Here is a 23135-nt window from a genome sequence, read left to right as displayed (position 1 = left end):
GGCTTGATCAACGAAGACGGCACCTTCAGCGTCACGCTGTTCCCCGCCCAGGCCAATGGAGAAGCCCTGGACATTCGCGTGGTGGATGCCGCAGGCAACGCCTCGGCACCACTGCAATTCGATGCGCCGGACATCACTCCGCCCGATGCGGTCACCGACATCCTGGTCGGCGCTGACGGCCTGGCCCTGAGCGGTCGCGGCGAGCCCGGCGCCACCGTCGAAGTACGCGATGCCAATGGCACTGTCATCGGTACCGGCACTGTCGGCGCCAACGGCACCTTCCTGATCGACCTCGCCCCGGCCGCACAGCCGGGCGAGCAACTGAGCCTGGTGCAGACCGACCCAAGCGGCAACGCATCCTCGGCACTGCAATTCGAAGTCCCGGTCACCACTGCGCCTGTCAGCCCCAGCGACCTGGTGGTCGCCGAAGACGGCAGCAGCATCAGCGGTACCGCACCTGCCGGCACCCGCGTGGAAGTGCATGACGCCAACGGCACACTGATCGGCACTGTGGTGGCTGGTCCCGACGGCAGCTTCACCGTAACCCTCGACCCGGCCCAGGCCAACGGCGAACTGCTGGACGTGGTCGCCATCGATGATGGCGGCGTTTCCTCGCTGCCCACCCAGATCACCGCCCCCGACATCACCGCCCCTGCCGCACCGACCGAATTGGTGATCAATACCGACGGCAGCGTGGTCACCGGCCGTGCCGAACCGGGCAGCACCGTGCGCGTGCTGGCCGCCGACGGCACCACGGTGCTGGGTAGCGTGGCAGTGGGCGCTACCGGCAGCTTCAGCATCACCCTCGACCCGCCACAGGTAGACGGCGAGGTGCTGCAAGTCACCGCCACCGATGCAGCAGGCAACGCCTCCACCGCCGGCAGCCTTACTGCTCCGGACATCGACGGCGGCGACACAACGCCTCCGGAGGCCCCGACCAACCTGGCGGTCAACACTGCCGGTAGCCAGCTGACCGGTCGCGGTGAAGCCGGTTCCAGCCTTCAGGTTCGCGATGGCGCAGGCACCGTGGTTGCCACGGGCACGGTCAACCCAGATGGCACCTTCGCCATCACCTTGAACCCGGCCATCACCGATGGCAGTACCCTGCAAGTGACCCTGACCGACGCTGCCGGCAATGTCTCGCAACCCGGTTCAGTCGCCGCGCCAGACTTGCAGTCCCCGGCGCAGCCAACCGAGCTGGCCTTGGTTGATGGTGTGACCTTCACCGGCCGCGGCGAGCCCGGTGCCACCGTACAGGTGCGCAATGCCATCGGCAGCCTGATCGGCACAGGCCTGGTCAACGAAGACGGCACCTTCAGCGTCACGCTGTTCCCCGCCCAGGCCAATGGTGAAGCACTGGACATTCGCGTGGTGGACACCGCCGGCAATAGTTCGACGCCGCTGGCGTTCACTGCACCGGACATCACGCCGCCAGCTACTGTCAGCAACATCGTGGTCGGCGCCGATGGCCTGGTGCTCAGTGGCCGGGGCGAAGCGGGTGCTACCGTACAAGTACGTGATGCCAACGGCACTGTCATCGGTACTGGCACCGTCGGCGCCAACGGCACCTTCGAGGTCGACCTGGACCCGGCTGCCCAGCCGGGCGCTCAGTTGAGCCTGGTGCAAACCGATGCGAGCGGCAACGCCTCCGAGGCCCTGCAATATGAAGTTCCGGTAACCACTGCGCCCGCCAGCCCAAGCGACCTGGTAGTTGCTGAGAACGGCGTCAGCATCACCGGTACAGCCCCGGCAGGCAGCCGCGTGGAAGTACACGATGCCAACGGCACACTGGTCGGCAGTGTCGTGGCAGGTGTCGATGGCACCTTCACCGTCATCCTCAACCCGGCCCAGGCCAACGGCGAATTGCTGGACGTGGTGGCCATCGACGGCAGCGGCGCTACATCGCTACCCGTGCAGGTCACCGCACCGGACATCACCCCGCCGGTCACCCCGAGCGAACTGGTGATCAATGCCGACGGCAGCGTGGTCACCGGCCGCGCTGAAGTGGGCAGTACCGTGCGTGTGATGGCCGCCGATGGCACCACCGTGCTGGGTAGTGTGGTGGTCGACGCCACTGGCAGTTTCAGCATCCCCCTCGACCCGCCACAGGTAGACGGCGAGGTGCTGCAAGTCACCGCCACCGATGCGGCAGGCAACACCTCCACGGCCGGCGACATCACCGCACCGGACATCGACGGTGGCGACATCACCCCACCGGATGCCGCGACCAACCTGGTAGTCGACCTGGCCGGCGCCCAGCTCAATGGCCGCGGCGAAGCCGGTGCCAGCGTGCAGGTGCGCGATGCCCAGGGCAATGTACTGGCCAGCGGCTCGGTCAACCCGGACGGTACCTTCCAGATCACCCTCGACCCACCGGTGAAAGATGGCAGCAACCTGCAAGTGGTGCTGACTGATGCCAGCGGCAATGCTTCTGCACCGGCGTCGGTGGCTACCCCGGACTTGCAGGCCCCGGCCCAGCCGACCGGCCTGGCCTTGGCCGACGGCGTGACCCTGAGCGGCAACGGCGAGCCTGGCACGACAGTGCAGGCCTTCGATGCCTCGGGCAACTTGCTCGGCACTGGTCTGGTCAATGAAACCGGCAGCTTCAGCATTACCCTGTCGCCAGCCCAGGCCAATGGCGAAATCCTCGATATCCGTCTGGTCGATACCGCCGGCAATGTCTCTTCACCCCTACAGTTCGATGCCCCGGACATCACCGCACCTGCCGTGGTCAGCAACATTGTGGTCGGCGCCGACGGCCTGACCCTGGGCGGTCGCGGCGAAGCCGGTGCAACCGTCGAGGCGCGCGATGCCAATGGCACGCTGATCGGTACCGGCACAGTGACCGCGAACGGGACTTTCCTGATCGACCTCGATCCAGCTGCGCTGCCGGGTGAACGCCTGAGCCTGGTACAGACCGACCCGAGCGGCAACGCCTCTGAAGCGCTGACCTACGACGTGCCACTGGTGGTCACGCCTACCAGCCCGAGCGAACTGGTCGTGGCCGCCGATGGCAGCAGCATCAGCGGCTCTGCTCCGGCAGGCAGCCGTGTGGAAGTGCATGATGCCAACGGCACGCTGGTCGGTAGCATCGTGGTGGGTGCCGAAGGCACCTTCACCGTGGTGCTCACACCGGCCCAGGCCAATGGCGAGTTGCTGGACGTGGTGGCGATCGACAACAACGGCACCTCGTCGTTGCCGGTGCAGGTCGCCGCACCAGACATCACCCCGCCTGTGGCACCCAGCGATCTCGCAATCAGTGGCGATGGTAGCGTCGTCAGTGGCCGCGCCGAATCAGGCAGCACCGTCCGTGTGCTGGCCGCCGACGGCACCACGGTGTTGGGCAGTGTCGTGGTGGGGGCCAGCGGCGCTTTCAGCATCGACCTCACTCCGCCACAAGTGGCAGGCGAGCAGTTGCAGGTGACGGCCACCGATGCCGCAGGCAACGCCTCCACGGCCGGTAGCGTCACCGCACCGATCGTGGACAACGGCGGCGACACCACACCGCCGGAGCCCGCTACCGAGCTGGCCATCAGTAACGATGGCCGCACAGTCTCCGGGCGCGGCGAAGCGGGCGCCACCGTGGAGGTGCGCAACGATCAGGGGCAGGTGCTGGTGAGCGGCACCGTTCAGCCCGATGGCAGCTTCAATGTACAACTGCCCACCCCGGTGGTGGATGGCTCGTCCCTGCAAGTGACCCTGACCGACGCCGCCGGCAACGTCTCTACACCTACCCCGCTGACAGCGCCGGACCTGGTGGCACCGCTGCAACCAACCGACCTGGTACTGAGCAATGGCGACAGCCTGGTCGGCACTGCAGAAGCAGGCGCCCGAGTGGAGGTTGAAGATGCCTCGGGCAACCTGATCGGTAGCGCCATTGCCGAGCCGGATGGCAGCTTCAGCCTGACCCTCGACCCGCCACAGGCCAATGGCGAAACCTTGTCCATCACGGTGATTGATGCAGCAGGCAACACTTCGGTGCCGCTGAGCTACGTGGCCCCGGACATTACCGCGCCAGCGATCGTCGCCGACGTGGTGGCAGGCGATGGCAGCCTGGCAGTCTCGGGCCGTGGCGAGCCCGGTGCCACGGTGGAAGTGCGTGATGCCCAAGGTGCAGTCATCGGTACCGGCACCGTGGCGCCAAACGGCACCTTCGTGGTCGATCTGGAGGCACCGCTGGCCGCCGGAGAGAACCTCGTGCTGGTGCAGACTGATGCCGCCGGCAATACCTCGGCAGCGGTCAGTGTGACCGTTGCCGATACACCGCTGCCCGAAAGCCCGAGCGGCGTGGTGGTGGCCGGCGACGGCTCCAGCGTTTCCGGTACCGCACCGGCAGATACGCAGGTGCAAGTGCGTGACGCGCAGGGCAATGTCCTGGGCAGCGTCCAGGCCGGCCCGGATGGCAGCTTCACCATCGGCCTGACCCCCGCACAGGCCAACGGCGAGGCACTGGATGTCGTGGCGATTGACGGCGCTGGCAACAGTTCGCTGCCTACCCAGATCACCGCCCCCGATATCACCCCGCCCAATGAAGCCAGCGAACTGCAACTGAACGCCGAGGGCGACCTGCTCACCGGTCGCGGTGAACCGGGCACCACCGTGCAAGTCATCAGCGCCGACGGTACTGTGCTGGGCAACGCCCAGGTCGGTGCCGACGGTGTGATCAGCGTGGTCCTGAACCCACCGCAGACCGACGGCCAGGAACTGGACGTGGTATTGCGCGACCCGGCTGGCAACACCTCGACCGCCACCATCGTGGCGCCCGATACCGACGGCCCGCTGCAACCCTCCGGGCTGGCCATCGATACCGCTGGCATTCACCTCACAGGCCAAGGTCAAAGCGGCTCCATCGTCACCGTGCGTGACGCCGAAGGCAACGTGCTGGGCACTGCCACCGTGGGCGGTGACGGCCGATTCGACGTCACCCTCAACGCGCCACAACGCAATGGCGAAAGCCTGACCGTGGAAGCTACCGATAACCTGGGCAACAGCGCAGGGCCAGTGGACTTCACTGCACCCGACTCTACCCCACCGCAAGTGGTCACCAGCCCGGCCATCGACGGCACCGGCACCACGATCACCGGCAACGGCGAACCAGGTGCTACTGTCACCGTGCGCGGACCGGACGGCAGCGTGCTGGGCAGCACAGTGGTCGGCGCTGGCGGCGCTTTCGAAATTACCCTCGACACGCCGCAGACCAACGGCCAGGCACTGACCGTGGAGCAACGCGACGCGGCCGGCAACCTGTCGGCGGCGGTCGACCTGTTGGCACCGGATACCCAGGCACCCGATAGCCCCACCGATTTGGTCCTGGCTGGCGACGGCAGCAGCCTGAGCGGCAGCGGCGAGCCGGGTGCGCAGGTGACCGTGACCGGCACTGGCGGCGCAGTACTGGGCACCGCAACGGTCCAGCCCGATGGCACCTTCCAGGTGGCAATCGACCCGCCACAGCTCAATGGCCAGACGCTGTCTGTCACTCAGGCGGACAATAGCGGCAACGGCTCGCCCGCTGGCACCGTGACCGCACCTGACCTCGAGGCACCGCTGCCGGCGCAAGGTCTGGGCCTTGACCCTACCGGCACACTGCTCAGCGGGCAGGGCGAGGCAGGCAGCACCGTAGAGGTACGCAACGCTGCGGGCGACCTGCTAGGCACCCTCCCGGTGAATGCAGACGGCACGTTCGAAGTGGCACTCTCCCCCGCACAGACCAACGGTGAAGTGCTGTCGGTGGTGCTGATCGATGGCGGCGGCAATGCCTCGCCGTCGGCCACTTTCACCGCTGACGACAGCACTGCGCCAGCTGCGCCTGCCGACCTCACGATCACCTCGGGCGGCAACGCCATCCAAGGTACAGGTGAAGCTGGCTCCACGGTGGAAGTGAAGCTTGCCGACGGCACGTTGGTCGGCACCACCGTCGTGCCCGCTGGCGGTAGCTTCACGGTCCCACTGTCGCCCGCACAGCTGGACGGCCAGCCCCTGGATGTGACGCTGACCGATGCGGCCGGCAACATTTCGCAGCCCAGCCAGATCATTGCGCCAGACATCACGCCACCGGCACTGCCCACCGACGTTGCAGTCAACGGCGATGGCACCGCTGTGACCGGTAACGCACCGGGCGCCAGTTCGGTGACTGTGAGCGATGAGGCCGGCAACGTGATTACCGTTGCGGTCAACCCGGATGGCAGCTTCAGCGTGCCGTTGGATATCCCGCAGAACAACGGCCAGACCGTGACCGTGGTGGTGACGGACGCAGCCGGCAACGATTCGGCACCGGTCTCTGTGACTGCGCCGGACACAACCAACCCGGAGCCCGCCACCGGCCTTACCGTAAGCCCGGACGGCAGCTCGGTCGGCGGCACAGCCGAACCTGGCAGCACAGTGGAAATCCGCAACCCGGATGACACCGTGCGCGGCACTGTAACTGCAGGGCCGGACGGCACCTTCGTGATACCGGTCGACCCACCCCTGGCATCAGGCGAAACCGTCGATGTGGTGGTGATCGATCCTGCCGGCAACGAATCGCCTGAAATACCACTGACTGGCCCGACAGGTGCCGAAGTGGCCACGCCTTCGGCCCTTGCCATCAGTGCCGACGGTTTCCTGCTGACCGGTCAAGGTACGGTCGGCTCGCTGATTACCGTGACATCCGGGGGCGCCACCCTGGGCAGCGCTACGGTCGGCAGTGACGGTACTTTCCGAGTGTTCTTCCAGGACGCCCAGCTCAACGCCCAGACCTTGCAGGTCAGTGCCAAGGCTACCGCCGATGGCCAACCTTCGGTGCCGGCCATTATCGTGGCCAATGACACCACGGCACCTGACGCGCCGACGCAGGTAAACCTCAACGCCACCGGCAGTACGCTGACCGGCCAAGGCGAAGTGGGCGCAACCGTGCGCGTGACAGACGCACAAGGCACCTTGCTGGGGACTGCAACCGTGGACAGCAATGGCCTGTTCAGCGTCAGCTTCTCGCCGGCCGTGGCCAATGGGCAGAACCTGATCGTGACCCAGGCTGATGCTGCAGGTAACGTTTCGCTCGCGGCCACCCTGCAAGCGCCTGACCTGCAGGCACCACTGGCGGCCAGCAACCTCAGCCTCAACAGCGCAGCCACCGTGCTCAGCGGCCAGGGCGAAGCCGGTGCCAGCGTCACCGTGCGCGACGCCAGCGGCGCCATCCTCGCCACTGGCACCGTCAACCAGAGCGGCCAGTTCCAGATCACCCTGCCCAGCGCGCAGGTCACCGGTAGCCCGCTACAGGTCACCCTCAGCGATGCCGCGGGCAATGTGTCAGGCCCGGCCAGCCTGGCCACGCCAGACCACACACCGCCGGCGGCCATCAGTAACCCGGTGTTGAGCCAGGACGGCCGCCAGCTTTCCGGCAGCGGTGAAGCGGGCGCCACGGTACAGGTACGCAATGCCGCCGGCGCCTTGCTCGGCACAGCCACGGTGGGCGCAGACGGTCGCTTCACGGTGACTTTCGACACGCCACAAGCAAACGGCCAGGTCATCGGCGTGACGCAAGTGGATGCCGCCAGCAACACCTCGCCTGCGATCAATGTGACAACCCCGGACCTGACCCCACCCGCGCCTTTGACCAACGTGGTGCTGAACAGCAACGGCCTGACCCTGACCGGCCTGGGCGAAGCCGGTGCCACGGTCACCGTTCACGGCCCGGACGGGACCATCATCGGCACCGGCCTGGTAGCGGCCAATGGCAGCTTTACCCTCACCCTGAACAGCGCCCAGCTCAACGCCCAGCTCCTGAGCGTTACGCAGACCGACGCGGGCAACAACACCTCCATCGCCGTGGCGGTCACCGCACCGGACTTCACCCCGCCTACGGCACCGACAGCACTCGCCCTGTCGGCTACCGGGCTGCAACTGACCGGTAACGCCGAAGCCAACAGCACCGTGACCGTACGCGATGCCAGCGGCAACGTGCTGGGCACAGCGGTAGCGGGCAGCAACGGCACCTTCCAGGTCACCCTGAACAGTGCCCAGACCAATGGCCAGACGCTGCAGGTAACCGCCACCGACGCAGCCGGCAACGTGTCGCCGGCCGCACCTTACACCGCAGCCGACACCACGCCGCCGGCTGCCGTGACCAACCTGGCGGTGTCCGCCAATGGCGCCACCCTCACCGGCGATGGCGAAGCAGGCGCAACTGTGACCGTACGGGCACCAGACGGTACCGTGCTAGGCAACGTTACAGTGGCGGCTGACGGTCACTTCAGCGTGTCCCTGTCGCCGGCAGCGATCACGGGTGAAAGCCTGAGCGTGGTCCAGGTCGATGCCGCACAGAACATCTCCCCGGCACAAAGCGTGACTGCGCCAGGGGTGCTGGCACCGGCCACGCCGGACAACCTGATATTGGCCGCCGACGGCTTGTCAGTGACCGGCACCGCTGAGGCGGGCAATACAGTCAAGGTCTACGGCCCCAACGGCGTATTGCTCGGCAGCAGCCCGGTCGGTAACGATGGCACGTTCACTGTCAATCTGGGCAGTGCACAGGCCAATGGCGAAGTGCTGCAGGTCAGCGCAACGGGCACCGATGGCACCGTATCGCTGCCCGCTACCCTACAGGCACCGGACACCACGGCACCGCAGCCACTGACCAATCTGGTGTTGTCCAACGACGGCCTGATACTCAGTGGCCGCGGTGAAGCAGGTGCCACCGTTACCGTGCTTGGCGAAGGCGGTATCGACCTGGGCACTGCCGTGGTCGATGCCAATGGCGACTTCAACGTCGACCTGAGCGCCGCTCAAGTCAACGGCGAACAGCTCAGCGCCAGCCAGTCCGATGTGGCCGGCAACGAGTCCAACAGCATCAGCCTGACAGCCCCTGACCGCGTCGCGCCGGATGCTGCCGGCAACCTGGCCTTCGCTGGGGGTGGCAGCTTGCTGAACGGTACCGGCGAAGCAGGTGCCGCCGTGCGTGTGCTCGCCGCTGATGGTTCGGTGCTGGGCAGTGCAACGGTGCGCGCCGACGGCACCTTCCAGGTCAACCTCACATCGCCGCAGGCCAACGGCCAACAGGTGCAAGTGGTGCTGACCGATGCGGCTGGCAACCAGTCTGCCGCCAGCGCCATCACCGCACCCGATACCACACCGCCAACGGCACCAGGCGAACTGGCCGTTTCCGGTGATGGTGTCACCCTCACCGGCCGCGGCGAAGTAGGCGCGCTGGTGACCGTGACCAACCCGGCAGGCGAGGAAATCGGCAGCGCCACCGTCGATGCCAGCGGCCACTTCACCATCACGCTGAGCCCGGCACTGGGCAACGCCGAGCTGCTCAGCTTCACCCAGGCCGATGCGGCCGGCAACGTCTCGGCAGTGGCAACCCTGCAAACCCCGGACTTCACTCCACCCGACCCGCTCACCCTAGTGGTGATCAACGCCGACGGCAGTGTGGTCAGCGGCCTGGGCGAGGCCGGCGCCACCGTAATCGTCAGTAACGCAGCCGGTACCGTACTGGGCACGGGTATCGTGCTTGCTGATGGCAGCTTCAGCGTCGAATTGTCACCTGCACAAATCAACAACCAGACCCTGTCGGTGCTGCAGGCCGACCCTCCCGGCAACGTCAGCCTGCCGGTCAACGTGCAAGCGCCGGACCTCACGCCGCCAGCTGCGGCAACCGAACTGCGGCTCAATGCGGCAGGTGACGAACTGGGCGGTATCGGCGAAGTGGGCGCCACCGTGCGCGTGTACGTCGGTACCACGCAGGTCGGTACCGGCACAGTGGGCGCCGACGGGACCTTCATCGTCGAGCTGGATGCAGCGCAGCTCAATGGCCAGGTGCTGCAGGTAACCCTGACCGACGCAGCCGAGAACATCTCGCCAATCAGCTCGGTCACGGCGGCGGACACCACACCACCTGCCACCGTGATCGCCGTCATCAACGACAGCGGTACCCAGGTGACCGGTACCGCCGAAGCCGGCACCCGCGTCACCGTGGTCAACAACAACGGCGACCTGCTGGGCCAGGTAACGGTGGAACCGGACGGCACCTTCGTCCTTGACCTGAACCTCCCGCAAATCAACGGCGAAACGCTGACCATCGTCGCCCAGGACGCCACTGGCAACCCGTCGGTACCACTGGCAGTGACTGCGCCAGACCTGACCCCACCAGTGCAGCCGACCGACCTGCTGCTCAACGCAGCCGGTACATCGATGACGGGTACGGCCGAAGCCGGCACCACCATCACGGTATGGGGCCCGGACAACAACATCGTGGGCACGGTGGAAGTGGATGAGAACGGCCAGTTCACTGTGCCGATCAGCCCGGCACAGAACAATGGCCAGTTGCTGACGGTAGTGTCCACGGATGATGCCGGCAACGCTTCGGTGGCGGTCCCTTACCAGACCAACGACACCTCGCCACCCGACCTGGTAACCAACCTGGCGATCAACAACACCTTCAACGTGCTGACCGGCAAAGGCGAAGCCAATGCCACGGTCACCGTCAGCCTCGACGGAAGCGTGATCGGCACCGGCGTGGTGGATGCCGCTGGCAACTTCCAGATAACGCTGGTGCCGGCGGCGGGCTCGCTCGCCACCCTGGAAGTGACACAGTCCGACGGTATCAATACGTCTGCGGTCGCGACCTACGTCACACCCTTGATCGCACCACCCGTGCCGCCAACCGACGTGACCTTGGGCAGCGACGGCCTGACCCTGACAGGCAGTGCACCAAGCGGTGTGGGCATTCGCGTGTACGATGCCGCAGGCAACCTGATCGGTACAGGCAGCGCAACCCTGGACGGCTCCTTCACCCTGACGCTGGACGCAGCCCAGCTCAACGGCGAGCACATTTCGGTAACAGCGGTGGCACTGGTCGGCGGCGAATCGCAGCCGACCTTCCTGCAAGCAGCTGACATTACGCCACCGGCCAACCCGGTGGTGACCAGCCTCTCTGTCAATGGCCTGGTGCTGAGCGGCACGGGTGAAGCCGGTGCCACGGTGACAGTGCGTGATGCCAGCGACAATGTGCTCGGCACGGCGGTGGTGAATGGCGGTGGCGTGTTCACCGTCAACCTGAACGCCGCGCAGCTCAACGGCCAGGTCCTGGGCGTGAGCCAGGCTGACGCTGCAGGCAATGCGTCCGGCAGCACAAGCTACACCGCCGCAGACCTGCAGCCACCTGCCGCCCCTACCAACATCGCCATCGATGGCGCGGGCACCGTGCTTACCGGTAGCGGTGAAGCGGGCGCTACCGTTACCGTCCAGGGCCCGAACGGCCAGGTCGGTACCGGAGTGGTACAGGCCAACGGCACCTTCAGCATTACCCTGACCTCGCCACAGAACGACGGGCAACTGCTGGTGGTACGCCAGGCCGATGCTGCCGGCAACTTGTCCGCCAGCACCAGCCTGACTGCGCCGGACACCACCCCGCCAGCTGCCCCGCTGGCCACCATCAACGCCAACGGCACCTCGGTCAGTGGTTCTGGCCAGATCGGCAGCACGGTCACCGTGCGCAACAGCACCGGTACCGTACTGGGTACCGCAACGGTGGGCAGCAACGGCCTGTTCGTGGTCAGCCTGGCCGCGGCGCAGATCGACAACCAGGCGCTCAGCGTCACCCTCACCGACAGCGCCGGTAACGTGTCCACAGGCACTGCGCTGACCGCACCGGACCTGACCCCGCCTGCGGCTGCCGGCAACCTGCTGTTCAGTGCCGATGGCAGTACCCTCACCGGTACGGGCGAAGTGGGTGCCACCGTAACCGTACGCAGCGCCGGCGGTACCGTGCTGCAAACCGCAACGGTGCAGGCGGACGGCACCTTCACCGTGACCCTGAGCCCGCCTCAGGACAACGGCCAGATCCTGTCTGTGACCCTCAGCGACCCGCGCGGCAACGTGTCGGGCAACGTCAACGTCACGGCACCGGATGTGGATGCAAATGCACCGGTCATCGCCAGTGACAACCTGGCCACGGCCACGGTCAACCTGGAAGCGGTCAGCGCCACGGAGACCTACACCGACAGTTTCACCACGCTGCTGTCGGGCTTCTCCAAGACCTACACCTGGACGGTGGCAGCAGGCAGCACGGCCGACCCTACCCTCACACTGACCACCAACAGCGTGCTGGCACTGCTCAACAACACCAGCTTCACCCTGCAGGTGAAGGACGCCAGCGGCGCTTGGGTGACCATCGCCACCGGCAACACTCAGGGCCTGCTCGACCTGATCGTGCTGCCGATCGGCTTGCAGGTGGACATCGGCGTGCTGCAAGCCGGTGATTACCGACTGACCGTGGGCAGTGGCGGCATCGGCCTGGTCACCGAAGTGAGCACCACGCTGGACATCGTCTCCACCAGCCTGACCCAATTCACCGGCAGCGGCATTGCTACCTCCGGCAACGTCATTACCGACGTGGGTACCGATGGCGCGGTGGATGCCAGTGGCCCGGACAGCGCCGCCGTGCTGCAAGTACTAAAAGACGGCAGCTACGTCTCGGCCGGGACCGCCACGACGGTTCAGGGCCAGTACGGCACCCTGGTGATCAGTGCGGACGGCAGCTACACCTACACGCCCAACGGCAGCCCGAACAGTGTGGGCAAGGTGGATGTGTTCAGCTACCAGCTGGTGCACCCGAACGGCCTGTCCGATACCGCCAACCTGTACGTGCGCATCGACAGCCCGCAAGCCACGGAAATCTGGAGCGACACCAACTACGGAGCACCGGCCACGGTGGTCGACGCAGTCAACGACGTTGGTAGCAGCCAGGTCACCCTGGACAACCGCGTGGACACCAGCAGCAGTACGCTGGGCTCGCTGAACCTGCCATTGATCGGTACCCGTCAGGCCACCTACACCACCACGGTTGCCGCCGACACCACGGCCGACCTGCAGGTGGTGGTCAACTCCGCCAACCTGTTGAGCCTGCTCAACGGCACCACCATCGAGCTACTCAAGCTCAACCCGGCCACTGGCCAGTACGTTCTGGTGCAGTCGGTACCGGGTGGTTCGCTGATCAGCGTGCTGGGGGGTGGCGCCGGGTATACCTTCGAGAACCAGGGCGCCGGTACCTACCAAGTCCGTGTCACCGCCGGCGGCATTGGCTTGCTCAGCTCCATCACCACCAGCCTGAACACCACCACAACGTACCTGACCGAGTTCGTGGTCAGTGGCGCGACAGCAGCCACCGGCAACCTGCTGACTGACGACAACATCGGTTCGGCCTTGACCGTGCTGAGCGTGCTGACAGCGGCCAACACCTACACCATCCCAGGCTACAACGGGGTGAGCGTGGCCGGCACCTACGGCATGTTGCTGGTGCATGCCGACGGCAGCTACACCTACACCCTCAACGCGGGGCTCACCTCGGCGGTGGTCGGCCAGCAAGACACCTTCACCTACGAGCTAAGCCACCCGAACGGCACCACCGACACCGCAACCCTGACCATCAACGTGGACGATGCTGCCGGCCTCACCACGACCACATCGCTGCTGGCCGATACCGGCGACGAATCAGTGGCACTCGCCAGCCTGGCAGCGGCCACCGACGTGATCGCCGGCACCGACGGCAACGACCAGCTCGATGGCAGCCAGGGTGGCCACATCACCCTGCAGGGAGGGGCGGGTGACGACACGCTGTTGGTAGTCGACCAGAACTTCGCCAGCGTCGATGGTGGCACAGGTACCGACACCCTGCTGTGGGGCGGCGGTGATGCCAGTATCGACCTGGGCAACCTGGCCGAGCGCGTGCACGACATCGAAATCCTCGACCTCAACGACACCAGTTCGGTGGCGCTCACCCTCAACCTGGGGGACGTCGTGGCAATCACCGAAACCGGTACCGACACACTGATCATCAAGGGGGACGACAAAGACTCGGTTCACATGACGGACAACTGGACGCTGGTCGGGAACCAAACTGCCGACGGCATCGACTATAACCAATACACGGCCCAGGAGGATCCAAGCCATCACCTGTGGGTACAAAACGGTATCCATGTGGTTTGAGGCCGCTGCAAACCCGCCGGGTGAATGCCCGGCGGCATGGACGACCAGCAGTAAGGGAACTATGTGAAGCGAAGCAGTCCGCTGTCACCGCTGTTGCTGGGAGCCTTCGGGTTCCTGGCCCTGAACTTCCACCCGGTTGCCCAGGCAGCCGATGATATAGACCCCCACCTGCGCCAGATCGGGCCATCTCTATTACGCGATGCGCCCGAGGCGGTGCCCGCCCGCCCGCCCATCGGCATGGCCCCGGTCGCCAGTGGCGAACGGCTGAGCCTTACCGACGCGGTGCTGCAGGCAGCGCAATGGCACCCGAGCATCGCTGAGGCCATCGGCAACCTTTACAAGCAGGGCGAAGGCATCAACGTCGCCCGTGCGGGGTACTACCCACAGATTTCCGGCGGTATCCGCACCGGTTATGACACCGGTTATGGCGGCGACCGCAATAGCCAGGCCCTGAACCTGTCGCTCAAGCAAATGCTCTATGATTTCGGCAAGGTCGACAGCGCCGTCAGTGCGGCCCAGGCTGCTGCCGCCCGCGCCCAGGCCAATATCCTGCTGGTGGTCGACGATCTGGCCCGCGACACAGCCTATGCCTGGATCGAAACCCGCCGCTACGAGCAACTGATGACGATTGCCCGCGACCAGATTCGCGGCGTGGGCGACATTGCCGGCATGGCCCGTCAGCGTAGCGACATGGGCGCCAGCACCCGTTCCGACGTGGTGCAGGCCGAGTCCCGCGTGGAAAGCGCCCGTGCCACCCTGGAGGAGTACCAGTCACAGTACGAGCGCTGGCGCTCGACCCTGGCGGCGCTGATGGGCCGCGTTACCCCTCCGGCACTGGCCGAGGGCTCACCCGCCGAGCTGAACCAGGCCTGCAAGCGCCCTGCACAGGGTGATGACCGCCTGCCCGCCGTGCTGATGGCCTTGGCCCAGCGCGCACAGGGCCAGGCCGAGCTGGCCCAGGCCAAAGCGGAGGCCTACCCCACCCTGTCGCTGCAACCGCAGGTCAATCATTACCTGGACGACGACTACAACCGCGATAACGCACGGCTGGACCGCACCCAGGCGGGCATCTACCTGAACGTCGAAGTCCCCATCTACCAAGGGGGCTCCATCAGCGCCCGTACCCGCGCGGCCAGCCACGCGCTGACCGCCGCCGACTCCGCCGAGGACGCCGCACGCCTGCAGGCGCGTCGGGGCCTGGCCGAGGCCATGGCGCAAACCTCCGGGCTGGGCCGCCGGCTGACCTCGCTGGAAGCACGCCAGGCCAGCATTCAGGAGGCACGCATGCTCTACGGGCGTCAGTACCTGGACCTGGGCACACGGCCACTGCTCGACCTGCTCAACGCCGAGCAGGAGATCTACCAGTCACGCTTCGAACTTGCCGGCACCCGCTCCGACCTGCTGCGCCTGGATGTCGACTGCCTGTACAACACCGGTGCCCTGCGCACGGCCTTTGGCCTTGAGGGGCGCAACCTGCAAGGTGTGGAGATCCAGCCATGAGTGATTCGATCGATGTGACCCTGCCCAACCAGGCGCCCGCGCCGGAGCAGGCCGCCGCGCACCGGCCAGACCTTGGCCCCTGGCTTGAGGTGATATTGCAGGTGGCGCACCACTACCGCCTGGACGTATCACCCCAGCGTATTCGCCTGGCCGCTGTGGAGGATGCCCGCCCGTTGAATGAAATCCTCCGCCACATGGCACGTCAGGCGGGGCTGGCACTGCGCTTCGTGCACTTCGATGCCAAGGGCCTGCGGCAATGGCGCACGCCGCTGGTGCTGGAGCTGGACGACGGGCAGTTGGCGGTGGTCGAGTCGGTGACCGAAGAGGATGACCTGGCGGTAGTGTTTGCCGGTGACCAGGGCCTGACTTCGCGCCTGCCCCGCGACACCCTGAAGGGCCGCATCAACCGCGTTGCCCTGCTGCGCCCGGCCCGGCCACTGCGCGATGTGCGCACCGACGACTACACCGCGCCTTACGACCGCCACTGGTTCGCCCGCATCGTACTGCGTGACCTGCGTCCCTATGGGCAGGTAATGGTCGCGTCACTGGTGGCCAACGTGCTGGCGCTGGCGGGCGTGCTGTTCTCGATGCAGGTGTACGACCGAGTGATACCGGCCGAATCCCTGCCCACCCTCTACGTCCTGTTCGGCGGTGTGGTGTTGGCACTGGTGTTCGACTTCAGCATGCGCCTGCTGCGGCTAAAGGTGACCGACCTGCTCGGCAAGCGCGCCGACCTGCGGGTGAGCGACCTGGTGTACGGCCATGCCCTGCGCCTGCGCAACTCGGTGCGGCCGAAGTCCACCGGCTCGTTCATCTCGCAATTGCGCGAGCTGGAATCGATCCGCGACCTGATCACGTCCAGCACCGCTACGGTGCTGGCCGACCTACCGTTCTTCCTGCTGTTCCTGTTCGTGTTCTGGCTGATCGGCGGCGTACTGGTGTTCATCCCGCTGGTCGCGCTGCTGGCCATGGTGTTGCCTGGGTTGCTTGCACAACGGCGCCTGGCACGGTTGGCTAACGCCTCGATGCGTGAGTCGGCGCTGCGCAACGCCATGCTGGTGGAAAGCATCCAGGGCCTGGACGAAATCAAGGCACTGCAGGCAGAGGCACGCTTCGAACGACAGTGGAACCAGTACAACGCGGCCTGCGCACACACCAACCTGCGCCTGCGCACCCTCACCAACGGCCTGGTGACCTGGACGCAGAACGTGCAAGGTGCAGTGTTTGCCGTGGTAATCGTGATCGGCGCCCCCATGGTCATCGCCGGCGACCTCACGACAGGTAGCCTGGTGGCGGCATCCATGCTTTCGTCGCGAATGATGGCACCGCTGGCCCAGCTGACCCATGTGCTGACCCGCTGGCAGCAGGCCAAGGTCGCGCTGCAAGGCCTGGACAAGCTGATGCAGTCGCCGGTCGACCACCCCGAAGGCGAAGCCCGCGTGCACCTGCCGGCGATTCACGGCGAGTACCGCCTGCGCCAGGCCAACTTCCGCTACAGCGAAGAGTACCCGCCAGTGCTGAACATTGGCCGGCTGGATATCCAGCCGGGCGAGCGCATTGCCGTGCTGGGCCGCAACGGCGCCGGTAAATCAACCTTGCTGCAGGCGCTGGGCGGGGCCATGGACCTGGTACAGGGCGAGATCAGCCTGGACGGCATCGCAATGGCCCACCTCGACCCGGCTGACCTGCGCCGTGACGTCGGCCTGCTGCCGCAGTACGCGAGGCTGTTCCACGGCACCCTGCGGGAAAACCTCACCCTCGGCGCCGGCCAGGCCAGCGACCAGGAACTGGTGGCCGCGCTGGCCGCCACTGGCGCACTGGACTTCGTCCGCCGCCTGCCCAAGGGCATGGACCACTTGATCCTCGAAGGAGGCCTGGGCTTGTCTGGCGGTCAGCGCCAAGCCTTGGTGCTGTCGCGCTTACTGGTACGCCAGCCGCAGGTGCTGCTGCTGGACGAGCCGACCGCGTCACTGGACGACATGACCGAGCGCAAGCTGCTGGATAACCTGGAGCGCTTCTGTCAGGGCCGTACACTGGTGATCGCAACCCATCGCCTGAGCGTTCTGCAGCGGGTCGATCGGATCCTGGTGCTGGACGCCGGGCGTATTGTCATCGATGACACGCGCGATGCCGCGCTGGCCAAACTGCAAGGAGCCCAGGCATGAGCGACCATGAACTTCCAGCCTCCTACCTGGACGGGCAGGACGACCAGGCGGTATTCCGTGCCGGCCGCCTGATCACCCTGTGCGCGTTGATGCTGGCGGCGTTCCTGGCCTGGGCGGCCTGGTTCGAGGTGACCGAGGTGTCCACCGGCACAGGCAAGGTCATCCCCAGTTCGCGAGAGCAGGTAATCCAATCGTTCGAGGGCGGTATCGTCGCGCAGATGAGCGTGGCCGAAGGCGACTTGGTCGAGCGCGGCCAGGTACTGGCCCAGCTCGACCCCACCAAGACGGCGTCGAGCGTTGGTGAAAGCGAAGCCAAGTACCGCGCTGCCAGGGCCAGCCAGGCCCGCCTGCAGGCAGAGGTGACCGGCAAGCCACTGACCTTTCCGGCGAGCCTGCGCGACTCTCCTGACCTGATCGATGCCGAAACCGCGCTGTACCAGACCCGCCGCCACGGCCTGGAACAGACCCTGGCGGGTATTCAGGACTCGTTGCAGCTGGTGCGCAGCGAGCTGAAGATCACCGAGAGCCTGGCGAAGATGGGTGCCTCCAGCCGGGTCGAAGTGATCCGCCTGAACCGCCAGCGTTCCGAGCTGGAACTCAAGGCCAACGAGGCGCGCTCGGACTATCTGGTGCGCGCCCGGGAAGAACTGGCCAAGGCCAGCGCCGAAGCGGACGCCCTGTCGGAAGTGATCCGCGGGCGCAGCGACTCACTTACCCGCCTGACCTTGCGTTCGCCGGTGCGCGGCATTGTGAAGGACATCGAGGTCAACACCCTGGGTGGCGTGGTGCAGCCCGGTGGCCAGGTGATGAAGATCGTGCCGATGGACGAACGCCTGCTGATCGAAACCCGCATCGCGCCACGGGACATCGCTTTCATTCACCCCGAGCAGGCGGCCAAGGTCAAGATCAGTGCCTATGACTACTCGGTGTACGGCGGGCTGGACGGCAAGGTGGTGGGCATCTCGCCGGATACCCTGCAGGACGAGGTCAAACCGGAAATCTACTACTACCGTGTGTTCATCCGCACCGAACAGGACAGCTTGCAGAACAAGGCCGGCAAGCGCTTTGCGATCGTGCCAGGGATGATTGCCACGGTGGATATCCGAACGGGCGAGAAAACCATCCTCGATTACCTGATCAAGCCGCTGAACCGGGCCAAGGAAGCCCTGCGCGAACGCTGATCCAGGCGTTTACACACATCGCTTGTGTGTGGGCATACCCGCTCCCACAGGGTCCCAAGCATTGCTGGGTTCTGCGCAAAATGTCTAAAGCCCGACCAAAACAGGCCGATAACCAGTTATCCCCCTGCACCCCACCGAAGGTCACCATGGCCACGCAAAATGCCCGCGCGGATTCGCTATCCCTGCTGCTGTTCACCCTGCGCAGCGGCAAGCTGATGGCAATCAACCTGCTCAAGGTCAGCGAGATCATCCCCTGCCCGCCGCTGACCAAGCTGCCCGAATCGCACCCCCACGTAAAAGGCGTGGCAACCCTGCGCGGCCACTCGCTGTCGGTCATCGACCTGTCCCGCGCCATCGGCGAACAACCACTGGCCGACCCACAGGGTGGCTGCCTGATCGTTACCGAGATCAGCCGTTCGCGCCAAGGCCTGCATGTACAGGCGGTCAGCCGCATCGTGCATTGCCTGAGCACCGACATCAAACCGCCGCCCTACGCCTCGGGCACCCGCTCGTTCATCACCGGCGTGACGCGCGTCGACAATACCTTGGTGCAGGTGCTGGACATCGAAAAAGTCATACACGCCATCGCCCCGCCCGTCGCCGAGCCAGCACACGGCACCTTGAACGAAGAAGATGCCAGCCTGCTGGCCGCGGCCAATATCCTGGTGGTGGACGACAGCCAGGTGGCCTTGCAGCAGTCGGTGCACACCCTGCGCAACCTCGGTATCGAATGCCACACTGCGCGCAGCGCCAAAGACGCCATCAACGTGCTACTGGAGCTGCAAGGCACCGCGCAGGAGATCAACATCATCGTCTCCGACATCGAGATGAGCGAAATGGACGGCTACGCCTTCACCCGCACGTTGCGTGAAACCCCTGACTTCCAGCACCTGTACGTGCTGTTGCACACCTCGCTGGACAGTGCCATGAGCAGTGAAAAGGCGACCCAGGCCGGGGCCAATGCCATCCTTACCAAGTTCTCCTCGCCAGAACTGACCGATTGTCTGGTGGTGGCCGCGCGTACCGTGGTGTTCGCCGAGCACTGATATATTCAGCGACAAACTCCCCGGCTGGCCGCCGGGGGTGACTCGGGCATAATTCGCGCCCCTCGCAAGAAAATTGCCGGAATCACATATGAAGCTTCTCAGCGCTATCCTGATCAGCTGTGCCCTCTTCAGCGGTATTGCCCAGGCCTCCAGTAGTCGGGCCTGGAACGAGCAGCGCCAGCAGATGCTCAAGGCCTGCCTGACCGCCAGCCAGTTCAAGGACGCCCACGCCCGCGGCAAGCCCGCCGAGTTCGATGACCAGGCAGGCATGAGTGCCCTGCTGATCGAAGGCGTCTATCCACAAAAGCATATGCAGCAGCGCACCGGCACCGAGCTGTGCCTGTACGACCGCCAGCACCAGCGTGCCTTCGTCAGCGAATGGAGCCCGGAAGCCAAGTGAACGACAGCTTACGTTTCGGCTGTACCGGCTGCGGCAAATGCTGCACCGGCCACCATGTGCCACTGACGCTGGCCGAAGCTCGTCGCTGGGCGGACGATGCCGGCCAGGTGGTGGTATTGATCGAGGCCTTCGTCGTGGACGGCCCTGGCATGCCGCTGGAGCAGCGTGACCATGTGCTGCGACGCTCCCATCCGGTGAATTGCGGCGAGGGCGAGGCACGTATCTCGGTGACCTTTGCTGCATTCAACCCCGGACGTTGCCGTAACCTCGACGCCAACGACCTCTGCACCATCTATGAGCATCGCCCGCTGGTCTGTCGCATCTATCCGGTAGAAATCAACCCACATATTCCACTGCGGCCAGACAGCAAGGACTGCCCTCCGGAGGCCTGGCAACAGGGGCCGGAGCTGATTCACGGCACGCAACTGGTCGATGTGGAACTGCAGGCGCTGGTACAGGCTTCGCGCCAGGCCGACCGTGATGACATTGCGGCCAAGGTGGCGGTATGCCAGGCATTGGGCATGACTACCAGTGCGCTCAAGGGTAACGGGTTTACCGCTTACTTGCCGGACATGGGGGCGTTTGCTGCGGCGCTGGCGCAGGTGCCGGGGAATGAAGGGGCGCAGTGGACCTTGCATGTGCAGGATGAAGCGCTGACGGCGAGCTTGCAGGCACTGGGTTTGCGCACGACCCATGAAACCCCGGTGTATTACGCCTTTATCGGTTTCTAGCCTGACCATCTTGCCCAGGGCGGCGCACTGTGCAGGTGCTCTAGCACGGGACTTTCGCCGAAAGTCCCATTATTTCACCCAACGATCGTTACCTTTTGCGCAACAGTGCTTATCGCACTTCGCTCTGTTTCGAGTGCACTGAAAGGACTAACTTTACCCCTGTCCTCATTAGCACTTGCACCGCAAGAAGGTAGTTTCAAATGTCCAACAGTATGGGTATTGCCAGCGTCTTCGTCCTGTCTTCCCTGTTGTTGTCGCCACTGGCCATGGCCGAAGAATCCCCGGCTTTCGTTGCCCGTAATGCAGAGCTCGCGGCGGTCCATCAAGAGGCCCGTGACGCTGTAGCCGCAAATAAATCCGACACCGTAAAAGACGCGAAACAGACAGCTTCCAAAGTCACCGTCGACACCAGTGCCGACAGCTGATCAAACGCTGTCACTGCTCCTGTTTTCCCTTGGCTACGCCATGGGCACCTCCGGTGCCGATATGTTAGCCTTTTAAAGGCCGCTGCCAATCAGCGGCTTTTTTTATGTGCTTCAACTCTCAGCCTGGTTGTAACGTCCACCTATAAAAAAGATGCACATTCAAAAATAAAAACTGCCCCACCGTCAGACCAAAGGAGCTAGTACCGGTGCCTTCCGCGTTTCGCTTTACCCCGCTTTTCATTGCGTTGACTGCAACGATCCCTTTCGCCGCTCAGGCAGATGAAGACAAGGCTGATGGCTTCATCGAAGGTTCGTCGTTCAACCTGCATTTCCGTAATGCCTACTTCAACCGCGACAACCATAACGCCGGCGTGCGCGACACCCGCGAGTGGGGCCAGGGCGCGGTGGCACGCTTCGAGTCGGGCTACACCCCCGGTGTGGTCGGTTTCGGCCTGGACGCCCATGCCATGCTGGGCCTGAAGCTCGACGGCGGTGGCGGCCATGCCGGCACCAGCATCCTGCCCGAGCACATCAAGGACGACGGCGAGCTGGGCGCAGCCCCGCACTCGTTTTCCACTGCCGGTGCCGCGGTCAAGCTGAAAGCCTTCGACACCGAGCTGAAAGCCGGGGACCTGTTCCTCACCAACCCGGTGATCGCCGGCGGTGAAACCCGCATGCTGCCGCAGACTTTCCGTGGTGTGAGCCTGACCAACACCAGCATCGACGGCCTGTTGCTCGAAGGCGGCCAGGTCAGCTTCACCCACCCGTACAACCAGAGCGGCCACCGCCGCATCGACACCTACTACGGGTCACTGGACGAGCACGACAAGAGCAAGCACCTGAACTGGGCCGGCGCGTCGTGGAGCGGTACCGAGCACATCACCGCCAACCTGTACGCCGCCGAGCTGAAGGACATCTGGAACCAGTACTACGCGGACTTCGACTACACCTATGTGGTCAATGACCTGGTCAGCCTGAATCCGGGCGTGCACTTCTATCACACCCAGGACACCGGCCAGGCCCTGCTAGGCAAGATCGACAACAACACCTACAGCGTGCACTTCACCGTCAACGCTGGCTTCCACAGCGTCACCGCCGCCTACCAGCGAGTGAACGGCAACACGCCATTCGACTACATCAACCTGGGCGATAGCGTGTACCTGGACAACTCGCGCATGTACTCGGACTTCAACGCGCCGAACGAGCGCTCGTGGAAACTGCAGTACGGCTATGACTTCGCCGGTGTCGGCGTGCCTGGTTTGAGCACTTCGCTGTCGTATTCGCGCGGTGAGGCCGACCTGACCAAGGCCACTCAGGACACTACTCACTACGACTACTACCGCGAAGATGGCAAGAACGCCATGCACTGGGAACGCGACCTGGACGTGAAATACGTGTTCCAGGAAGGTGACCTCAAGGACCTGTCGGTGCTGGTGCGCTATGCCACCCACCGCGGCAGCCAAGGTTATGCGTCGATCGACAGCAACAGCGACAACGATGAAGTGCGGGTAATCGTCGACTACCCACTGAACGTGTTCTGATCTTGCGCTGCAAGCATCGCCTATAACCCTGTGAGAGCGGGTTCACCCGCGAAGAAGGCACCGCGGTGTTGGGCACCGGCTGCGCCGATGTTCGCGGGTAAACCCGCTCCTACAACGGCCTGTGTCCATTCCCCGGTGTGTGTCCCACCGCAGATCAGTGTTGTAGGAGCGGGTTTACCCGCGA

At 65.0% G+C, this 23135-nt stretch carries 8 protein-coding genes and 1 pseudogene; all 9 read left to right on the top strand.

What is annotated here, in order from left to right:
* Nucleotides 1-12 precede the first annotated feature (12 nt).
* Nucleotides 13-13962, top strand: a pseudogene (locus ACF8EF_RS23505) (BapA/Bap/LapF family large adhesin); the annotation flags it as partial.
* A gap of 63 nt (nt 13963-14025) precedes the next feature.
* Complete coding sequence (locus ACF8EF_RS23500; protein WP_176685705.1) at nt 14026-15462, top strand: TolC family outer membrane protein; 1437 nt, start codon at nt 14026-14028, stop codon at nt 15460-15462.
* Nucleotides 15459-17627, top strand: a complete 2169-nt coding sequence (locus ACF8EF_RS23495; RefSeq protein WP_339444567.1) for a type I secretion system permease/ATPase — start codon at nt 15459-15461, stop codon at nt 17625-17627. Before ACF8EF_RS23500 ends, ACF8EF_RS23495 begins: the two co-directional genes overlap by 4 nt.
* Nucleotides 17624-18808, top strand: coding sequence for an HlyD family type I secretion periplasmic adaptor subunit (locus tag ACF8EF_RS23490; RefSeq protein ID WP_176685703.1), 1185 nt, complete (start codon nt 17624-17626; stop codon nt 18806-18808). The genes ACF8EF_RS23495 and ACF8EF_RS23490 overlap by 4 nt, the downstream gene beginning before the upstream one ends.
* 146 nt (nt 18809-18954) lie before the next feature.
* Nucleotides 18955-19854, top strand: a complete 900-nt coding sequence (locus ACF8EF_RS23485; protein WP_021781736.1) for a chemotaxis protein — start codon at nt 18955-18957, stop codon at nt 19852-19854.
* A gap of 88 nt (nt 19855-19942) precedes the next feature.
* Nucleotides 19943-20254, top strand: a complete 312-nt coding sequence (locus ACF8EF_RS23480) for a hypothetical protein (RefSeq protein ID WP_176685702.1) — start codon at nt 19943-19945, stop codon at nt 20252-20254.
* Nucleotides 20251-20985 carry a YkgJ family cysteine cluster protein gene (locus tag ACF8EF_RS23475; RefSeq protein WP_209967972.1) on the top strand — a complete coding sequence of 245 codons (735 nt, stop codon included), beginning with the start codon at nt 20251-20253 and terminating at the stop codon, nt 20983-20985. Before ACF8EF_RS23480 ends, ACF8EF_RS23475 begins: the two co-directional genes overlap by 4 nt.
* A 200-nt stretch (nt 20986-21185) precedes the next feature.
* A complete protein-coding gene (locus tag ACF8EF_RS23470) occupies nt 21186-21410 on the top strand; it encodes a hypothetical protein (RefSeq protein ID WP_176685700.1) in 225 nt (74 codons plus the stop codon).
* Nucleotides 21411-21616: 206 nt separating this feature from the next.
* Nucleotides 21617-22951 (top strand): OprD family porin, encoded by a 1335-nt coding sequence (locus ACF8EF_RS23465; RefSeq protein ID WP_003247305.1) that lies wholly within the window; start codon nt 21617-21619, stop codon nt 22949-22951.
* The last annotated feature ends 184 nt before the right edge of the window (nt 22952-23135 follow it).

Origin of the sequence: Pseudomonas sp. zjy_15 (genome assembly GCF_043101865.1) — a bacterium.
Taxonomy (GTDB): domain Bacteria; phylum Pseudomonadota; class Gammaproteobacteria; order Pseudomonadales; family Pseudomonadaceae; genus Aquipseudomonas; species Aquipseudomonas putida_Y.
The sequence above is the reverse complement of the archived record's forward strand: the minus strand, read 5'-3'. Positions and strand labels throughout refer to the sequence as shown.